This is a genomic window from Kribbella sp. NPDC050459, assembly GCF_040655315.1.
GTDB lineage: Bacteria > Actinomycetota > Actinomycetes > Propionibacteriales > Kribbellaceae > Kribbella.
This window is the reverse complement of sequence record NZ_JBFAJQ010000007.1, coordinates 353,567-372,034: the sequence shown is the minus strand read 5'-3', so window position 1 is coordinate 372,034 and position 18,468 is coordinate 353,567. Positions and strand designations below refer to the sequence as shown.

Annotated in this window: 16 protein-coding genes; 7 read left to right on the top strand and 9 right to left on the bottom strand. The window is 70.4% G+C overall.

The features are described 5' to 3' along the window. Nucleotides 1-30: 30 nt before the first annotated feature. Nucleotides 31-1,827: an ABC transporter ATP-binding protein gene (locus AB0I12_RS24580; protein ID WP_359933741.1), complete on the bottom strand. Its 1,797-nt coding sequence runs from the start codon at nt 1,825-1,827 to the stop codon at nt 31-33. Then, nucleotides 1,824-3,680, bottom strand: a complete 1,857-nt coding sequence (locus AB0I12_RS24575) for an ABC transporter ATP-binding protein (protein ID WP_359933739.1) — start codon at nt 3,678-3,680, stop codon at nt 1,824-1,826. The genes AB0I12_RS24580 and AB0I12_RS24575 overlap by 4 nt, the downstream gene beginning before the upstream one ends. A 93-nt stretch (nt 3,681-3,773) precedes the next feature. On the opposite strand from AB0I12_RS24575, the gene AB0I12_RS24570 reads away from it, so the two are divergent. After that, nucleotides 3,774-4,415 carry a TIGR03085 family metal-binding protein gene (locus AB0I12_RS24570; RefSeq protein ID WP_359933737.1) on the top strand — a complete coding sequence of 214 codons (642 nt, stop codon included), beginning with the start codon at nt 3,774-3,776 and terminating at the stop codon, nt 4,413-4,415. Here the strand turns inward: AB0I12_RS24570 and AB0I12_RS24565 are convergent. Genes AB0I12_RS24565 through AB0I12_RS24550 form a run of 4 tightly spaced genes read right to left on the bottom strand, consistent with a single transcriptional unit; the run spans nt 4,401 to nt 9,022 of the window. Further along, nucleotides 4,401-4,988: a VTT domain-containing protein gene (locus tag AB0I12_RS24565; RefSeq protein ID WP_359933735.1), complete on the bottom strand. Its 588-nt coding sequence runs from the start codon at nt 4,986-4,988 to the stop codon at nt 4,401-4,403. The two genes, AB0I12_RS24570 and AB0I12_RS24565, sit on opposite strands and share 15 nt — an antisense overlap. After that, nucleotides 4,985-5,767: an MBL fold metallo-hydrolase gene (locus AB0I12_RS24560; RefSeq protein ID WP_359933733.1), complete on the bottom strand. Its 783-nt coding sequence runs from the start codon at nt 5,765-5,767 to the stop codon at nt 4,985-4,987. The genes AB0I12_RS24565 and AB0I12_RS24560 overlap by 4 nt, the downstream gene beginning before the upstream one ends. Then, nucleotides 5,764-7,890, bottom strand: a complete 2,127-nt coding sequence (locus AB0I12_RS24555) for an alkaline phosphatase family protein (RefSeq protein ID WP_359933731.1) — start codon at nt 7,888-7,890, stop codon at nt 5,764-5,766. The genes AB0I12_RS24560 and AB0I12_RS24555 overlap by 4 nt, the downstream gene beginning before the upstream one ends. Before the next feature lie 58 nt (nt 7,891-7,948). Next, nucleotides 7,949-9,022 carry a family 43 glycosylhydrolase gene (locus tag AB0I12_RS24550; RefSeq protein WP_359933729.1) on the bottom strand — a complete coding sequence of 358 codons (1,074 nt, stop codon included), beginning with the start codon at nt 9,020-9,022 and terminating at the stop codon, nt 7,949-7,951. Nucleotides 9,023-9,393: 371 nt separating this feature from the next. Here AB0I12_RS24550 and dacB point away from each other — a divergent pair, with 371 nt between their 5' ends. The 5 genes from dacB to AB0I12_RS24525 all read left to right on the top strand — a co-directional run bounded on the left by dacB (nt 9,394) and on the right by AB0I12_RS24525 (nt 14,864). Further along, on the top strand, nt 9,394-10,947 hold the full coding sequence (gene dacB, locus AB0I12_RS24545; RefSeq protein ID WP_359933727.1) for a D-alanyl-D-alanine carboxypeptidase/D-alanyl-D-alanine-endopeptidase: 1,554 nt from the start codon (nt 9,394-9,396) through the stop codon (nt 10,945-10,947). A 41-nt stretch (nt 10,948-10,988) separates the two neighbouring features. After that, entirely contained in the window at nt 10,989-11,939 is a 951-nt protein-coding gene (locus tag AB0I12_RS24540; RefSeq protein WP_359933725.1) for a GNAT family N-acetyltransferase, read from the top strand. 29 nt (nt 11,940-11,968) lie between these two features. After that, nucleotides 11,969-12,880, top strand: a complete 912-nt coding sequence (locus AB0I12_RS24535) for a GNAT family N-acetyltransferase (RefSeq protein WP_359933723.1) — start codon at nt 11,969-11,971, stop codon at nt 12,878-12,880. Nucleotides 12,881-13,026: 146 nt separating this feature from the next. Then, the gene (locus tag AB0I12_RS24530) at nt 13,027-13,611 is read left to right on the top strand and encodes a helix-turn-helix domain-containing protein (protein ID WP_359933721.1); all 585 of its coding nucleotides are present in this window, start codon (nt 13,027-13,029) and stop codon (nt 13,609-13,611) included. Further along, nucleotides 13,608-14,864: an MFS transporter gene (locus tag AB0I12_RS24525; protein WP_359933719.1), complete on the top strand. Its 1,257-nt coding sequence runs from the start codon at nt 13,608-13,610 to the stop codon at nt 14,862-14,864. The genes AB0I12_RS24530 and AB0I12_RS24525 overlap by 4 nt, the downstream gene beginning before the upstream one ends. Here the strand turns inward: AB0I12_RS24525 and AB0I12_RS24520 are convergent. Next, nucleotides 14,861-16,444, bottom strand: a complete 1,584-nt coding sequence (locus tag AB0I12_RS24520) for an MFS transporter (RefSeq protein ID WP_359933717.1) — start codon at nt 16,442-16,444, stop codon at nt 14,861-14,863. The genes AB0I12_RS24525 and AB0I12_RS24520 overlap by 4 nt on opposite strands. Before the next feature lie 74 nt (nt 16,445-16,518). Continuing rightward, nucleotides 16,519-16,920: a MarR family transcriptional regulator gene (locus tag AB0I12_RS24515; RefSeq protein ID WP_359933715.1), complete on the bottom strand. Its 402-nt coding sequence runs from the start codon at nt 16,918-16,920 to the stop codon at nt 16,519-16,521. A 290-nt stretch (nt 16,921-17,210) separates the two neighbouring features. Here AB0I12_RS24515 and AB0I12_RS24510 point away from each other — a divergent pair, with 290 nt between their 5' ends. Then, nucleotides 17,211-17,624, top strand: a complete 414-nt coding sequence (locus tag AB0I12_RS24510) for a hypothetical protein (protein WP_359933713.1) — start codon at nt 17,211-17,213, stop codon at nt 17,622-17,624. A gap of 306 nt (nt 17,625-17,930) precedes the next feature. Here AB0I12_RS24510 and AB0I12_RS24505 read toward each other — a convergent pair whose 3' ends face one another. Then, complete coding sequence (locus AB0I12_RS24505; protein ID WP_359933711.1) at nt 17,931-18,413, bottom strand: MarR family transcriptional regulator; 483 nt, start codon at nt 18,411-18,413, stop codon at nt 17,931-17,933. Between the last annotated feature and the right edge of the window lie 55 nt (nt 18,414-18,468).

The following is an 18,468-nucleotide window of genomic DNA, read 5'->3' as shown; positions in this document are numbered from 1 at the left end:
CCTCGGCCGGCGTGCTGTCGTCTCAGAGTGTCAAACGGCGCTGCGCTGGGCGATCCAGCTGTCATGCAGCCGGGTGTAGACGCCGCCCGCGCCGACGAGCTCGGCGTGCGGTCCGCGCTCCACGATCTCGCCCTCGTCGAACACCAGGACCTCGTCGGCGGCCTCCGCCGTCGACAGCCGGTGCGCGATCGTGACCGACGTACGACCGGCCATCAGGCGCTCGAGCGCCGCGTTCACCCGCACCTCGGTGCCGGGGTCGACCGCCGAGGTCGCCTCGTCGAGCACGAGCAGGTCCGGGTCGGCTATGTTCGCGCGGACCAGCGCCACCAGCTGCCGCTCCCCCGCCGACAGCGACTCGCCGCGCTGACCGACCGGCGACTGTAGCCCGTCCGGTAACGACTCCAGCCACTCGGTCAGCCCGAGCGACTCGAACGCGGTGACCAGCTCCGCATCGGTCACTTCCGGGCGCCCGAAGCGCACGTTCTCCGCGAGGGACGCGTCGAACAGGTAGCCGTCCTGCGGCACCATCACGACCCGCTCCCGCAGGGACTCGAACGAGATCTCGCGCGCGTCGACCCCGTCCAGCTTGACCGCTCCGGAGGTCGGATCCATCAACCGGGTCAGCAGTTTCGCGAACGTCGTCTTGCCGGACCCGGTCTCCCCGACCACGGCGACCCGTCGGTGCGGCGCGATCCGGACGTCGACGTCGCGCAGCACCAGCTCGCCTTCGGGATAGGCGAAATCGACGTCGGCGAACTCGACCGTGATCGGCCCGCGCGCCTGCTGTACGCCGTCCTCGCCCGGGTCCGCGACATCGGCGGGCGTGGCGATCACACCGAGCACCCGGCGCCAGCCGGCGAACGCGCTCTGTGCGTCGGTCAGCACCTGCGTCGCGATCTGAACCGGGTCCGAGAACAGGGCCACCAGGAACATGAAGGCCAGCAGCTCACCCAGCGTGGCCTGCTTGTCGACACCGAGCAGCACGCCGACCGTGAGGACGCCGGCGTTCGCCAGGCCGGCTGCCAGGCCGCCGATCGAGAACGTCAGACCGGTGAGCGCCTGCGCCCTGGTCGCGGTCCGGCGGTAGTCCTCGATCGAGGCGTCGATCCGGTCCTGGGTGCGCTGCTCGATCGCGTACGAGCGGACCACCTGGGCGCCGACGACCGGCTCCGCGATCGCGGACAGCATCTCGCCGACCTTGGCCCGCACCACGCCGTACGCCGCGGACATCGCGCGCTGCAGGTACTTCAGGCTCGCGAACAGCGGGATGAAGCACAGCAGCACGACGAGCGCGAGCTGCCAGGAGTAGAAGAACATCACGATCGTCGCGAGCAGCATCTGCCCGAGGCTGACCAGGAAGATGAATCCGCCGAACTGCAGGAACTGCGACACGGTGTCCACGTCCGAGGTGACCCGGCTGACCAGCGCGCCGCGGCGCTCGGTGCTCTGCGTCAGCACCGGCAGGTCGTGCACGTGCCGGAACGCCTTGATCCGCATCGTGGCCAGCCCGTGCTCGGAGTTGACCGCGAGCCGCACGGTCGTCAGGTACGACGCGCCGGCCGTCAGGATCACGCCGAGGGCGCAAATCAGGCACATCCAGGCGACGTACGACATGTCCGGGCCGTTCGGACCGGACAGGCCCTTGTCGATCGTCTGCTGCACCGCGATCGGTACGACGATCCGCCCGGCGGTCATCGTCAGCGCGAGGATCCCGGTCACCCACCACCCGCGCGCGAGCTCCGGCGAGACCTTCAGGCCGTCCTTCAGGGTCTGCAGGCCACCCGCGTTGTCACCGTGGTCAAGACGGCTGGCTTCGGCCGCACTCACGCTGATGCTCCTTCCGCATCCAGGTCGTCGATGTCGGCCGCGAGCTCCGCTTCTTCCTCGCGGCGCTCGGCGTCCTTCTCGTAGGCGTCGACCAGGTCCCGGTAGGCGGGTGTGGACGACTGCAGTTCGGTGTGGGTGCCGTGCGCGAGGATCCGGCCCTCGTCCAGGAACAGCACCTCGTCGGCGAGCGAGATGGTCGCCTTCCGGTACGCGATCACCAGCACGGTGGTCGCCGCGCCGGAGTCCTCCTGGACGGCCGAGCGCAACCCGGCGAGGATGCGCGCCTCGACCTGCGGGTCGACCGCGCTCGTCGCGTCGTCCAGGATCAGCAGCCGCGGCCGCCGGACCAGCGCGCGGGCCAGCGCGATCCGCTGCCGCTGACCGCCGGACAGCGTCGTACCGCGCTCGCCGACCTTGGTGTCCAGTCCGTCGGGCAGCGCCTTCACGAAGCCGTCGCCCTGCGCGACCCGCAGCGCGTCCCACACGTCGTCGTCGCTGTACTCGCCGCCGAGCGTGATGTTGCCGCGGATCGTGTCGTCGAACAGGAACGCGGTCTGCGCCACCAGCGCGACCGATCCGGCCAGCTCGTCCCGGGCCAGGTCCCGCAGGTCGATCCCGTCGATCTTCACCGCGCCCTGCTCCGGGTCCACCAGCCGCGTCAGCAGCGTGGTCATCGTCGACTTGCCGGCGCCCGTCGGGCCGACGACCGCGACCGTCCGGCCCGGCTCGACGGCGAAGTCCACACCGGCGAGCACGTCGCGATCCGGCAGGTACCCGAACCGGACGCCGCCGACCTCCAGCCGGGCCGCCTTCGTCGACGTCAGCCGCTCCTCGCCGTACTCCGTGCCGCCCTCGGCCGTGAGCACCCGCTGGATGCGGTCCCACCCGACGACCGACCGCGGCAGCTCGCCGAGGACCCAGCCGAGCGCGCGGATCGGGAACCCGATCAACGTGAACAGGAACGCCACCTGCACCACGTCACCCGCGTCCGCGCCCCCGGAGCGCACCCGCGCGACGCCGACCAGCAGCACCGCGAGGACGCCGAGCCGGGGCAGGCCGTCGATCACCGGGTCGAACAGGCCGCGGGCCTTGTTCACCGCGATGTTCGCGTCCCGCAGCGCGTACGTCGGGCCGCGGAAGCGCTCGGTCTCGGCCGACTCCCGGCCCAGCGTCTTCACCACCAGCGCCCCGTCGAACGACTCGTGCGCGACCTCGGAGACGTCCGCGCGGAGCTGCTGCGCCCGGGTGGCGAGCGGCTGCAGGTACCGCTGGAAGATCACGTTCGCGACGAAGACCAGCGGGAACACCAGGCAGCCGACCAGTGCCAGCCAGACGTCGGCGGCGAACATCGCAACGGTCGCGAACACCAGCATCGCGATCACGCCGATCGCCATCGGCAGCGGCGCGATCACGAACCAGGTCGACTCGACGTCGGCGTTGGCGTTCGACAGCAACATGCCGGTCGAGTGCTGGTGGTGCCACTCGAGCGGGAGCTTCAGGTACTGCCGGGTGACGCGCCGGCGGTACGTCGCCTGCAGCCGGAACTGCATCACACCGGCGCCGAGCCGCCGCCCGACGACACCGATCGCGTTCAGGATCGCGATGCCGATGAACAGGGCGATCAGCGACCCGATCGCGCCGGCCGTGGTCTCACCGCTCTCGAACGCGGGCCGCAGCACGTGGTCCGTCGCCCAGCCGAGCGCCCAGCCGCCGGCCACCGTCATGGCGCCGTAGAGCATCGCGGCGAGCACGGACAGCGCGAAGATCCCCGGCTCCTCCCAGATCGCCACCCGCAGAACGGCGAACCCCCGGCGGGTGACGCTGCCCTTTTCCGGGACTTTCGGGACAGGCAAGACACGCTCCAGGGCAGTCAGGTGCATCAACGGGACTCAGACATGACAACGATTGACATTCTGCCACTCGCCACGGACAACTACGATCGAGTTGTGACCGACTACAGCCGGGTGGAACGACTCGCTCTGTGTGACCTGTTCGAAGCGGTCGGACCGGCCGCCCCGACCCTGTGCGAGGGCTGGGACGCCTACGACCTGGCGGTCCATCTGTACGTCCGCGAGGCCGATCCGATGGCCGGACCGGGGATCATGATCCCGGCGCTCGCGGACACCACCGAGCGGCGGATGCGGCGCGTGAAGGAGCGCTACGGCTTCGCCGAGGTGGTCGGCAAGGTCCGCAACGGCCCGCCGCGGGTCTCGATTTACGCGCTGCCGAAACTCGGGCACCAGCTGAACACCACGGAGTACTTCGTCCACCACGAGGACGTGCGGCGCGCGCAACCGGCGTACGACGTCCGCGAGCTGCCCGCCGAGCAGCAGGACGGTCTGTGGAAGGCGGTGCGGCTGGCCGCCAAGTCGATGACCCGCAAGTCGCCGAGCGGCCTGGTGCTGCGACGCCCAGACGGTACGACGTCCGTCGCGAAGCGGCCCAACGAGCACGGCTCGGTCACCGTGACGGGCGAACCCGGCGAGCTGGTGCTGTTCTGCTTCGGGCGGCAGCAGGTCGCCGACGTCCAGCTGGACGGTGACGCGGAGACGGTCGAGCGGCTCCGCAACGCGTCATTCGGCGTGTGACCGCTTCTTGCGTCGCGCGCGCTGGATCGCGCCGCTCACCACGGTGGTCAGGATGACCAGGACGATCGCCGCCAGCACGCCCTGCCACGGCTTGTCGAAGAGCGCGTAGCCGAGCAGGCCGATGGCCATGTAGACCGCCGCCCACAGCGACGACGCGGCCAGGTCGACGATCGCGAACCGCTCCCACTTGTAGCCGGCGAGACCGGCCGCCAGGAGCACCGGCACCCGGCCGCCCGGGATCAGCCGGGAGGTGAGCAGCACGCCGATCTCGTGCTCGGACAACCGCTCGCGAAGCGAGTCCAGCGACCCGTTGTTGCGCAGCCACCCGACTCGTGTGGCCAGACGCTCACCGCCGAAGCGACAGCCGGCGTACACGATCAGGTCCCCGACGTACGCGCCGGCGGCGCCCGCGAGCAGCACACCGGCCAGCCCGATCGGGTTGTTGTGCGAGGCCAGGACGGCGCCCGCCGACACCGCGGCACCCGTCGGCAGCACAGGCAGCACCGCGCCGAGCAGCACAGCGCCGGCCAACGCGAACAAGTACCACAGGTCGAACTTGGTGTCCCCGGTCACACAGGCACCTCGATCGACTGGCCGGGGGCGAGGACCTTCACCTTCACCTCGGGATCGAGCTGCTTCATCGCGGCCTCGAACCTCTCCCCCGGCGGCAGGAACAGCTCCGGCTTGATCCAGTCGCAGCCGATCGGCCAGAACGTCCCGAAGTGGACCGGGACCGCCGTCGAGGCGCCGACCCGCCGGACCGCCTCGGCAGCCCGGATCGGGTCCAGGTGCCCGGGGCCGAGCGACGGCCCCCACCCGCCGACGGGGACGAGCGCCACGTCGACCGACCCGGCCTCGGCCTCGAGCCCGTCGTACAGGTCGGTGTCGCCGGCGAACCAGACACTCGGCGAGCCGTCGACCCGGTACCCGAGGGCCTGCGCGGAGTACGACGACCACGGCAGCCGGCGCCCGTCGTGGTGAGCGGTGACCGCGGTGATCTCCAGCGACCCGATCCGGACCTGGTTGCCGGGCGAGACCTCGATGCAGCGGTCCGAATACTCCGGGCCGCTGTCGGCGTGGATGAGCTTCGCGGCGCCGCGCGGCACGATCAGCGCGGCGTCCGACGCGACCAGCGGCAGCGAGGTCAGGTGCAGGTGGTCGGCGTGCAGGTGCGAGATCAGGACCGCGTCACAGCGCCTCGCCTCCCGCGCCGGTGCGGGACCGCGACGGCGGCGCAGGTGGGCGATCCGCGACGTCAGCACCGGATCCGTCAGCAACCGTGTGCCGTTCGCTTCGATCGTGGTGGTGGCGTGGCCCCACCACGTCACGCGCATGTCACTCGCACGCTTCATGCCCCCATCCTGCGGGCCTCAGACGCCCGCTCGGACTCGATCGGCTCGTCCAGGTCCTTGCGCTGTCCCAGCTTCTCCAGCCAGCCGATCAGCACCTCGTGCACCTCGTCGGAGCCTACGGGAGGCTCGCTCAGCGCCCAGCGACTCGGGTGCACCAGCACCGCCTCGGTCTGCCAGCCGCCGATCCCGCCGTGGCACCCGACCAGCTCCTCGAAGGCCGCCACCTCATGGGTGTAATCGTCGAGCCGGCTGACCACCACCAGGTCGCCATTGTGCGGCATCTCCGCCTGCCGGAGCATCGACGCGGCCGCGAGATCGCCGTACGACGCCAGCGGGTCCTCGCCCTCGATGCGCCCGGACCGCAGGACCCGGACCCCGGCGCTGCCGATCGCCACCGGTCCCTCGGCCAGCGAGTCGACCACGACGAACCCGATGCCCGGGTGGGTCGCGAGGCCCGGGATCAGCTTCGGGTGCAGCAGCTCGATCTCCTCCAGCGGCACCCGGCCGGGCGTCGTCGCGAGGTAGATCAGCGCCAGGTTGCCCGATGCGGTCACGACCATCTGCTCGTCCGCGGAAACCTGCGGCTCACAGTCCTTCGGGCCGAGCTCCACCTCGCCGGTCTTCACGTGCAGCGCCCGCCGGGTCACGGAGCCGGCGACGCTGCGGCGCATGCTCAGCTCGGTGAGGAACGCGTTGACCGGGCCCCACCCCTCCGACTTGCCGACCGCCTGAACCGGCTCCTTGGTGGTGTCGACCAGGTCGTCGACCACTTCGGCGAGGGTCCGGCCGTACCGCTGCAGGAACGTCGAGCCCTGGCTCTGGCCGTGGTCCGACAGCACGACGATCTCGTACGAGTGCGGGAGGGTCTCGATGATCCGCTGCAGCGCGCCGAGCACCCGGTCCAGGCCCTCGAGCGTCTGCAGCGACTCGGCGCGGGTCGGGCCGGCGTGGTGCGCCACCTCGTCGTAGTCGACGAAGTCGCAGTAGATCACCGGGGTGCCCTTCACCAACTCGTCGGTGATCAGCGAGACGTTCAGGTCGCGGAGCAGCACGTTGGTGACGGCCCGCAGGAAGATGTACCCACCGCCGCGCTTCACCCGCGGGACCAGGTGCCGGGCCCGCTGCCGGCGGGCCTGGTGCAGCTCCTTGATCATCTCCGCCACACACAGCACGAGGCCGCGGGCGGCGCCCTGCGGACTGGAGAAGAACCGGACGTACCCGCCGCTTCGGCTGTTCGGCAGGCCGGCGCGGCTGAACACCAGCTCGCACTTGTCGGCGTCGCCGGACCAGTTGTTGCTGATGCTGACGCCGCCGTCGGCGAGCAGGCCGCGCCCGGTGGACATCCGGGCCTCGATCTCCGCCGCGTCCCGGCCGCGGTTGGTGACCATCACCCGGCCGGTCTCCTTCTCGTACCACCGGAACGCCGGGATGTGCCGGGACCCGCCGTGCAGGATCCCGGCCTGGCTGGCCGGCGTGGTCGCCGGTACGCCGGTGTGCCAGGCGAGCATCGAGTGCCTGCCGTCCCGGATCCAGCCGCCGAGGTTCGGCAGGTTGCCGGCCAGGACCATCCAGTTCAGCAGCGGCGCGGACAGGCCGTCGATCTGGACGATCAGCATCCCGGTCCGCGGCGCGGGCTCGATCCGCCGGGCGCGCCGGTGCACGACCCGCATCACCTCCGCCACGTACGCGTCGTCACTGCCCGCATACGCGACCCAGCCGACGAAGGCGCTCACCGTCGACATCACGATGGCGACCAGCAGCGGCGCCTCGACGCCGCCGTGCAGGTCGACGCCGGGATCCGCGGTGATGCCGAGGTAGACGACCGCGAACTGTGACAGCAGGCCGCCGACCAGGACGCCGATCGACCCGATCAGCACCGCGACCCCGGCCAGCACCCAGCGCATCAGCACCGAGAAGACCGCCATCAGGACGACCAGCCGGAGGATCGGCAGCCGGCCGTCGCTGCTGATCTGCGGCAGCAGCCAGAACGTGATCACCAGCGAGATCAGGGACAGCAGGCCGCCGACGAGCATCGCCTGCAGGCCACGACCGGTCCGGCGCAGGTCCAGCCACACCGGACGCCCGCGCCGGGCCTTGGACACCTGTTCTGGTGGTTTCGCCATCGCCTGCTTCCCCGTAGTGCTCTGTGCAGTACGAGACTACGGGGTCGCGGCGACAGCTTTACTGCACCTCGAGGTAGTCGACCTCCGTGTACAGGGTGCCCTTGGTCAGCCGGATCGTGTTCCAGCCGGCCTTCAGCGTGACGGAGACCGAGCTCTGCTGCCAGTTGTCCCAGCCGGTGACGGGGTAGCTGACCGATCCCGCATTGTTGCCGTTGACAACGAGGCCGTGGCCGGCCGTGGACGCGGAACCGTTGGCGTACCCGACATGGAGCGTGTAACTGCCCGCGACCGGCGCGAACACCGAGTTCTCCACCCAGGAGTCGGCGTAGTCGATGTACGCCACGACCTTCCCGTCCGAGGCGCCGGCCGCGTTCGACCGGACGACGCAGTGGTTCAGCGTCCCGCGCTCCGCCTCGTACCGGACCCGGCTGCCGCGCACCACCGGGTAGTCGTTGGCGTACCCGATGTCAGCGACGTATAGATGCCGGCCGCCGTTCACCCATCCGTGGACGAACACCTTGCCCCCGACGACGTCGGCGCCACCCGGTCCGCAGACGTGGTTGTCGAACGTCGCGGTCGTCATCAACGGCCGGTACGCGGTCGTCCACGGGCCGCTCAGCGTCTTCGAGGTCGCGTACGACGTGAGGTAGTTGCAGTCGTTGTACCCACCGCCGGAGAAGAACAGCACGTACTGGCTGCCGCGCTGCACGAGATCGGGGGCCTCGATGACGCCGCTCGACGTGAGCATCGCGGTGTTGCCGCCGACGAGGGTCTTGCCGTTGTCCGCCGTCCGGGTCAGCCAGAGCGTCGACGGCTGACCGATCGCGTTGCCGTCGTTCTTCCAGACCAGGTAGCGGGTGCCGTCGTTGGCCACGAACGTGTTCGCGTCGATCGCGCCGCCGAGGTTGAGCGGACAGATCAGCGGCGCCGTACCGACGGGCTGGAACGGGCCGAGCGGATTCGTGGCGGTGGCGACGCCGATGCACTGCCGTCCGGAGGCCTTGTGCCAGGCGGTGTAGGTGAGCGTGTAGGTCCCGTCGGAGTTCGGGTAGACGTCCGGCGCCCAGGTGCGGCCGGGCTGGGCCCAGGCGCTCGACGGGCCGCCGGCATCGCGTCGCCGCGGACCGTCCACGGCCCGTTGGCGCTCGGCGCGGTCGCGACCGGGAGGGTGCCGCGGCTGCCGTTGGTCGCGTACGCGTACCAGGTGCCGTTCTGCTCGAAGACGTCCGGGTCGGGGAAGTTCTCGCCGATGATCTCGCTCGGGAAGACGGCCGCCGTGGTGGCGGCGTGGACCGTGGGCGAGAGTACGGCGGTCAGGCTGAGGACAGCGAGCAAAGCTGCCAGAAGTCGTTTCATGGGTGACTCCTCAGGTGGGGCGGTTACCTGTGGAGCCAACTTTTACATCGATTCACCTGAAACGCGAGGCCTCAATCGCTGGACCCGAAGGAACCTTGGGTGGAGACTCCCGCTAGTTGGTTTCCGCCTGGTTTGAGGGAGTGTCTCGTGAGTCGTTTACCGAGAGGAATGATCGCCGCCGTCGCGGCGGTCGCAGCAGCGGTGGGTGGCGTCGTCACCCAGTCCGTCGCGGCGCCTACCGCAGTACAAGCGACTGCTTTACAGCAGCGGCTCGACGGCCTGCTGAACGACAGCCGGTACGACGGTTCGCAGGTCGCGCTCGTGGTCCGCGACGCGGCCACCGGCGAGACGCTGTACGACCGCAACGGCGGCCAGCGGATGCTGCCCGCGTCGAACACCAAGCTGTTCAGCTCGACGGCCGCGATGCACGTGCTCGGGCCGTCGTACCGCTTCCACACCGACGTCCTCGCCACCGCACCCGTCCGCGGTGGCCAGCTGCTCGGCAATCTCTACCTGAAGGGGTACGGCGACCCGACCGCGCTCGAGTCCGACTACGCCGGCCTGGCCCAGCAGCTCAAGGCGGCCGGTGTCCGGCGGGTGTACGGCGACCTGATCGCCGACGACACGTACTTCGACCACGTCCGGCTCGGTGACAGCTGGGCCTGGGACGACGAGCCGTTCTACTACAACGCCCAGATCTCCGCGCTCACGCTCGCGCCGAACACGGACTACGACTCCGGCACGGCGATCGTCGAGAGCCGCCCCGGCGCCGCCGCGGGTGCGCCGGTGAAGCTGAACCTGGTCCCGGCGAACGGCGCGATCACGCTCGTCAACACCGCCACGACCGGCGCGGCCGGCTCGTCGAACACGCTCACGATCGAGCGTGACCACGGCACGAACGTCGTCCGGGTGACCGGCTCGCTGCCGCTCGGCGCGTCGGTCGGCCAGGAGTGGGTGACGGTCTGGGAGCCCGAGCTGTACGCCGCCGACGTGTTCCGGCGCGCGCTGGCCGACCAGGGCATCACGGTGAGCGGCCGGATCAAGAACGCGGCGACCCCGGCGACCGCGGCGCGGTTGGCGCGCGACGAGTCGATGACCGTCGGCGAACTGATGACGCCGTTCCTCAAGCTGTCGAACAACATGCACGCCGAGACCCTCGTCAAGGCGATGGGCGCGGTCGTCGACGCCGAGGGCAGCTGGCCGGCCGGGCTGGGCGTCGTCACCGACTACGCCAAGAGCATCGGCGTCGACACCAGCCGGATCCGCCTGTCCGACGGCTCCGGCCTGTCCCGCAAGGTGAACGTGACGGCCGACGCGATCACCGATGTCCTGATCGGCGCCCAGCGAGAGCCGTGGTGGCAGCAGTGGTACGACGCCCTGCCGATCGCCGGCAACGCGGACCGGTTCGTCGGCGGCACGCTGCGCAGCCGGATGCGGAACACGCCGGCCGCCAACAACCTGCACGGCAAGACCGGCTCACTCACGGGCGTCACGTCGCTGTCCGGCTACGTGACGAACAAGGACGGGCGCAAGCTGGTGTTCTCGATGATCAGCAACAACTACCTGGTCAGCCCGCGCTCGATCGAGGACGCCGTCGGCGTCACGCTCGCCTCCTGGTCCGACCAGGCCGCGCCTGCTGCCGTCTCCAACTTCCGGACGGCGCAGAGCACATGTGAGTCGGAATGGGACAAGGCCTGCTAATTGAGTTGGCCAGTACGGCGGTCGTTCATCACCATGTGTGAATGACCGCCGTACTCCCATCGTCGTACACCGTCCGCCCGCCGTCGAAGGAGGACGCGCAGGCGGTCCTGGACCTGGTGTCGGCCTACAACACCTCGGTCGTCGGCTTCGCCGACTACACCCTCGAGGACGCCGAGGACCAACTCACCGAACCCGGCTTCGCCCCGGAGACCGACGGCTGGCTGGTCTTCGACGGCGACCGCCTCGTGGGCTACGGCTCGATCTTCGGCAAAGGTGACCACAGCCAGCTCGACCTGGACGTGGTGACCGCGGACCTGACCGTCGAGGCGTACCTTCTGCAGAACGTCCTGAGGCGTACGGAGGAGTTCGCCCGGGCCTACCGGCATGCGTCCGTCCAGCTGGACGCAGTGAACTACCGCGCCGACACCGCCCGCGCGGAACGCCTCGCGAACCACGGATTCCGGCCCGGTACGACGTTCCACCGGATGCGCATCGACCACGACGGACCGGTCCGGGTGCCGGACGTTCCCGAGGGCATCACGGTGCGCCGCGGCGCCCCCGACGAAGCCACCCGCCGCGCGGCACACGACGTACTGAACGCGAGCTTCGAGGGCCAGTTCGGCTTCTCGCCGCGCTCCTTCGAGGAGTGGCACGCGGCGCAGGAGAACCACTCCGCGTTCGACTGGTCGCAGCTGACCTTGCTGGAACTGGACGGCGAGACGGTGGCGCTGCGGCTGTCCAACGACCAGTTCGTCGAGGACGAGGACTGCGGCTACGTCGGCCGCCTCGGCGTCCTCGAGAAGGCTCGCGGCAAAGGACTGGCGAAGTTCCTGCTGCGCGACCAGTTCGCGCTCGACGCGGCGGCCGGGCGAACCGGCACGATCCTGCACGTCGACACCAACAACCCGACCCCGGCGCTCGGCGTGTACCTGTCCGTCGGCATGCAGCCGGTGCTGGTGATGGAGGTCTGGCGGCGCGAGGTGAGCGTGTGAACCTCCCTGCAGGTCACACCGTGCGCCCGATGCGGCAGGAGGACGCCGCGGTGATCGCCGAGCGGTCCGGCGCCTACACGTCGGCGCTGCTCGGCTTTCCGAAACACAGTCCTGAGGACGTCGCGAACTACCTGCGGGATCCGGGGATCGATCCCGCGACGGACGGTTGGATGGTGGCTGGGCCGGACGGCGAGTTCGCCGGTTCGGCCACCGCGGTCGCGATCACCGGCGGCACGCACGTGAACGTCGACATCCTGAGCGAGGACCCGGCGGTCCTCGACTGGCTCCTGCAACAGATCGAGCGCCGTGCCACGGAGGTCGCCTCGCGGACCGGTCGCGAGGTCGTGGCGCGCGTGGGCGTCATCCGTCAGGACGAGCGACTCGCGGCGGCGGTCGCCACGCACGGGTTCGCCATCAGTACGTCGACGCACCGGATGCGGATCACCTTCGACGGCCCGGTCCCGCCACCCGCCGTACCGGACGGCGTCGTCGTACGGCGGGGCGCTCCGGACGAGGCCAGCCGCCGGGCGGCGCACGCCGTACTGATGGAGGCGTTCGCGACCCAGCCCGGGACGCAGCCGCGGCCGTTCGAGGAGTGGGCCGCGTCGCGGGAGAGCCGGTCGACGTTCGACTGGTCGCAGGTGACGATCGCCGAGGTCGACGGGCTGGCCGCCGGGATGACCGAGTGCAACGACAACTTCGTCAGCACCGACGACTGCGGGTACGTCGGGCGGCTCGGCGTCGTGCCGTCCGCGCGCGGCCGCGGGCTGGCCAAATTCCTGCTGCGGAACGCCTTCGCGATCGACTCCGCCGCCGGACGCCGCGGCACGATCCTGCACGTCGACACCGGCAACCCGACGCCGGCCGTCGCCCTCTACACCGGCGCCGGCATGCATGCGGACCTGATCAACGACATCTGGAGCAAGACCTTCCGCGCCTGACTCCCTGCCAGCTCGACAGGACGTATACGCTCACTGCCGCCAGGTCCCCGCCTGAGCGCCCCGGCGATCCGGTCCGATCAGCCGACACCTCCTGTCGAGCGTGCAAAGTCTTGCCGATCCGAGATCTGAGAGATTACTCTCGAAACATGTCTCTCAGGAATCCGTACGGCGATTTCGAGATCACCGACCCGCAGGCGATGCGTGCGTTGGCGCATCCGGTCCGGCTCGCCGCGCTCAGCTATCTGCAGAAGCACGGCCCGGCGACGGCCACCCAGTTGTCCGAGCACGTCGGCGCCTCCCCCTCGGTGACCAGCTGGCATCTGCGGCATCTGGCCGAGTTCGGCCTGGTGGTCGACGTACCGCCGCCGAGCGGGACGGACCGCCGGCAGCGCTGGTGGGACGCGGCCGCCCGCGGCTTCCGGTACGAGATGCCGGACACCCCGGAAGGCACCGAGGCCGGCCGCCTGCTGCGGACCGAGATGATGAACCAGGTGCTCGAAGCGGCCCAGCAGTGGCTGGTCGAGACCGAGCCGAACCTGGACCCCGAGTGGAGCCGGCTGGCCGGATCCGCCAACACGCTGCTGATGCTCACGCTCGCCGAGGCCGAGGCGATCGAGAACGCGATCGAAGAGCTGCTCGCTCCCTACGTCCAGCGCCGCGACGCCGGCGACGTACCAGACGATGCCCGCCCGGTCCGGCACCTGCGCATCTCCTTGCCGGAGGCACCATGAAGACTCTGCCCGCCACCAGCCTGTGGCGCGTCCAGCGGTTCCGGACGTTCTGGTCCGCCCAGACGGTCTCCGAGTTCGGCGACCGGATCACCGAGCTTGCCCTGCCGCTGATCGCGGTGACACTGCTCGACGCCTCCCCCAGCCAGGTCGGGTTCCTGACCGCGGCGGTCTGGCTGCCGAACATCGCGTCGCTGTTCATCGGCACCTGGGTCGACCACCGCCGGGACAAGCGGCCGCTGATGATCGCCGCGGACCTGGCCCGGACGGTCCTGCTGCTGACCCTGCCGGTCGCGTACTGGCTGGATCTGCTGGGCCTCGGCCAGTTGTACGTGATCGCGATCCTGGCCGGGACGGCGCATGTCCTGTTCAACACGGCGTACGCGTCGTTCTTCGTCCGGCTCGTCGACCGCGACCAGTACCTCGAGGCGAACAGCAAGCTCTCCGCGACGCGGTCGATCTCGTTCATGGGCGGACCGGCCGTGGGCGGTCTGCTGGTGCAGTGGCTGACCGCGCCGGTCGCGATCGTCGTCGACGCGCTGACCTTCGTGTTCTCGGCCGTCCAGATCAGCCGGCTCAAGGTCGAGCCGGGGGCCTCGGAGGAGTCCAGCGAACCGCTGCTGCGCCGGGCCGGTGCGGGAATGCGGTACGTGCTCAAGCACCCGTACCTCAGCCGCAGCCTGGGCTGCGCCACCACGGTGAACTTCTTCAACCTGATGAGCATGGCGCTGCTGGTGCTCTTCGCGAGCCGGAACCTCGGCCTGTCGGCCGGCGTCATCGGTGTCGCGTTCGGCGTCGGTGCGACCGGCGGGCTGCTGGGCGCCGTCACCGCATCCCCGTTGAGCAAACGGTTCGGGGCGGGACCGGTGATCGCGGTCGGTGCGGTCGTGTTCCCCGGCTCCATCGCGATCGCCGCGCTCGCAGACGGGCCGACGTGGACCAAGGCCGTCGCGCTGGCGGTCGCCGAGTTCGTCGGGGCGTTCGCGGTGATGTGCTTCGACGTACCGCTGAACTCGTTGCAGGCCGCGGTCGTCCACGACCACATGCGCAGCCGCGTCGCGGGAGCGTTCAGCAGCATCAACTACGGCATCAGGCCGCTCGGCGCGGTCGTCGGAGGGTTCCTCGGCACCTGGATCGGTGTCCGCGAAACCCTCCTCGTCTCCGCCGGCGGCGGCCTGCTCGCCGTACTGTGGCTGATCGGCTCACCGATCATCCGCACCCGTTCGCTGGACGCTCTCGAACCACCCAGCCTCTAAAGGTCTTCCGCCACGTCGACCTTGGCGACGGTCTTGCGGAGCGGGACCTCCTTGATGAACACGACCGCGACCAGGCTGACCACGGCGCAGACCGCGGCGATCAGGAAGATCCGCCCGGTCGCGTCGCCGTACGCGTGCCGGACCAGTTCGGCCAACTGCGGCGGCAGGTGGTTGACGTCCAGCAGGCTCGTACCGCTTCCGCCCTCCTGCAGCTTGCGCGCGGCCTCGGCGCCGTTCGGGCCGGCCAGGACACCGGCGACGATCAGGTCCTTCACCCGGGCCGCAAGCACCGCGCCGAGCGCCGAGACGCCGACCGCACCGCCCAGGCTGCGGAAGAACGCGACGGTCGCGGAGGACGCGCCGATCTGCGTGACGTCGACGGTGTTCTGGACCGCGAGCACCAGGTTCTGCATCGTCATACCGGTCCCGAGGCCGAGCGCCAGCATGCCGAGCCCGACCAGCCAGTACGGCGTGGCGTGGTCGAGCGTGCCGAGGATCAGCAGACCGCCGAGCAGCAGGATCCCGCCGGACACCAGGTACCGCTTCCACTTGCCGTAGCGGGTGATCAGCTGGCCGGAGCCAGCCGATCCGACGAACGAACCGAGCATCATCGGGATCGTCAGCAGGCCGGCCTCGGTCGGGCTGTAGCCGCGGGCGATCTGGAAGTACTGCCCGAGGAACAGCGCGCTGCCGAACATCGCGACACCGACCGCGAGGCTGGCGACGATCGCCAGCGCCGTGGTGCGCTCCCGGACGACCTTCAGCGGAACCAGCGGCTCGGCCACCCGGTTCTCCACCACGACGGCGAGGAAGCCGACCAGCAGCGTGCCGCCGACGAACAGCGCGGACTGCCAGGACATCCACGCGAAGTCCGTGCCCGCGAACGTGACCCACAGCAGCGGCAGGCTGGCCGCGATGCTGATCAGCACCGCGCCGAGGTAGTCGATGCGGACCTCACGCTTGAGCACCGGCAGGTGCAGGTACTTCTGCAGGATCACCAGGCTGACCACGGCCAGCGGGACGCAGACGTAGAAACACCAGCGCCAGCCCAGCCACGAGGTGTCCACGATGACACCGCCGATCAGCGGGCCGCTGACGGTCGCGACCGCCATCACGGCACCCATGTACCCGGAGTACCGGCCGCGCGACCGGGGCGGGATCGCGGCGCCGATGATGGCCTGAGCCAGCGCCATCAGACCGCCCATCGCCAGACCCTGCAGCACGCGGGCGCCGATCAGGAACGGCACGTTGTGGGACAGGCCGGCCAGCGCCGACCCGATCACGAAGACCGAGATCGCCACCTGGACGAGCAGTTTCTTGCTCATCAGGTCGGCGAGCTTGCCCCAGATCGGGGTGGACACGGTGGTGGCCAGCAGGCTCGCCGTGAGCACCCAGGTGTACTGCGTCTGGGAGCCCTCGAGGTCGGCGATGATCGTCGGCAGGGCGTTGCTGACGATCGTCGAACTCAGCATCGCCGTGAACAGCGCGGCGAGCAGGCCGATCAGGATCTCGAGGATCTCCTTGTGGGTGAGTTCCGGCGCAGCGGGCGTTTGCTGCTGCCGGGTCTCGGTGACAGTCATCAGTCTCCAGTCTTGGGGTTTCGCCTCACGACCTTGTCGAGGTCACGTGGGGGGCGGCGCGCAGCAGGCACCGGCTATCCACGTGATCTCTGAGCCTCGGTGATCGCGACCGCGACCCGCTGCATGGTGGCAGCGGCCGCGACCAGCGCATCGTCGTCGAGGTCCGCCAAGGCTGTTCTCAGTTGCCGGGTGTAGGAGGAGTAGAGCGCTTCGAGCTGGGCCTTGCCGTGCGGCGACAGGCTGACCAGCCCGACCCGCGCATCGGCGGGATCCGGCCGACGGCTCACCAGTCCGTCGGCCTCCAGCGCGGTCAGTTGCCGGCTCACCACCGACGCGTCGACGCCGAGCTTCCCAGCGATCTCCCCGCCGCGCTGCTCACCGTCCTTCATCAGCACCTTGAGCACACTCGCGTCCGACCGGCGCAGACCGCCGTCGTTCGCCAGATGCCGATGCTCGATACACCGCACGGCCCGCACCAGAGAACTGACCCCTTCGAGCAGTTCCTGAGCCGCCGCATCCCGCTCTACCCCCGGGACAAGGGGTTGCTGAGCTAGTTGCATAACCCAACTATATACCCAATTGGTTGGTTTCCACAACCATATGCACAACCTGTGGAAAACCCGTCGCGGGTGGTGACCACGCGCTGTTTCCGGGGGCTCGACGCGGGTGGCGAGCTGGCGGGGACGGCGGGAGCGCCGGTGCCGCGGGTACGGCGTACGGCGTTGGCAGGGGTACGACGGATACGACGGGGCGCGCGTACGGCGGCGTGCCGCGGGTTCGGCGGTCGCGCGGTGAGGCGGTCGCGGGGTACGGCGGTACGCCAGTCGCGCGGGTAACGCGGGTACGGCGGTACGGCGGGGTATCGCGGTCGCGCAGGCATGCCGGTCGCGCGGGTCGCCGCGGGTACGGCGTACGGCGTTGGCAGGGGTACGACGGATACGACGGGCGCGCGTGCGGCGGCGTGCCGCGGGTTCGGCGGCGTGCCGCGGGCAAGGCGGTCGCGGGGTACGGCGGGTACGACAGTCGCGCGGGCACGACGGGCACGACGGGCACGGGTACGGCGGGGTGCCGCGGGTGCGGCGGTCGCGCGCTACGACGGTACGCCGGTCGCGCGGATGCCCGCGGGAACGGCGGCGGCGCGGGTAGGGCGAGCACGGCGGCGGCGCGGGTGCAGCGGTGATGCAGGTGCTGTGGGTGAAGCGGGGGCGGAGTACGACGTTGGCGGGTGCCGTGAGTACGGCGGATGCCGTGAGTATGGCGCGGGTATCGCGGTCGCGCAGGTGGGGTGGCGGGGGTACGGCGGTCGCGCGCGTGGGGCGGGTGACGTTGGTACGGCGATTGCGCGGGTCCAGCGGTCGCACGGGTAAGGCGGTCGCGCCGGGGACCTCGGTCGCGCAATACGGCGGGTACGGCGCGGTGGTGCGCGAGTACGGCGGTGGCGCGGGTGCCGCGCGCGGCTTTGGTGCGGGTACGGCGGTGGGGTGGGTTAGCCGAGGTCGGTGTTGAGGCGGGTTAGGAGGCGGCCGAGGTCGGCCAGGTCGGTGGGGTTCCAGCGGTCGAGGATGGCGCGGAACTCGGTTTGGCGTTGGGTGCGCATGGCTTCGTAGCGTTCGGCGCCGGTGGCGGTGAGGCGGAGCAGGCGGGCGCGGCCGTCGTCCGGGTCGCCGACGCGTTCGATCAGGCCGAGGCTCTCGAGCTGGGTGATGCCGCGGCTGACGGTCGATTTGTCGAGGCCGAGGACCTGCGCGACGTCGGACGCGCGGACGCCGGCTCCGCTGCCGGTGCCGAGCTCGATCTGCGAGATCAGGGCGTACCCGGCGGCGTCCATCTCGGGGTGCACGCGGCGCGCCAGCCGGAGCGACGCGGAGCGCGACCGGCGGAACAACGCGGACAACTCCAGCTCGATCGCGGCAACCAGCACCTCCGACCGCTCCCCCGTCGCCGACTCATCCGATACCTGCCCCGGCACCTGCTTATCCGACGCCCGCTCGCTCAACGCCTGCGCGCCCGGTGCCTGTTCGCCC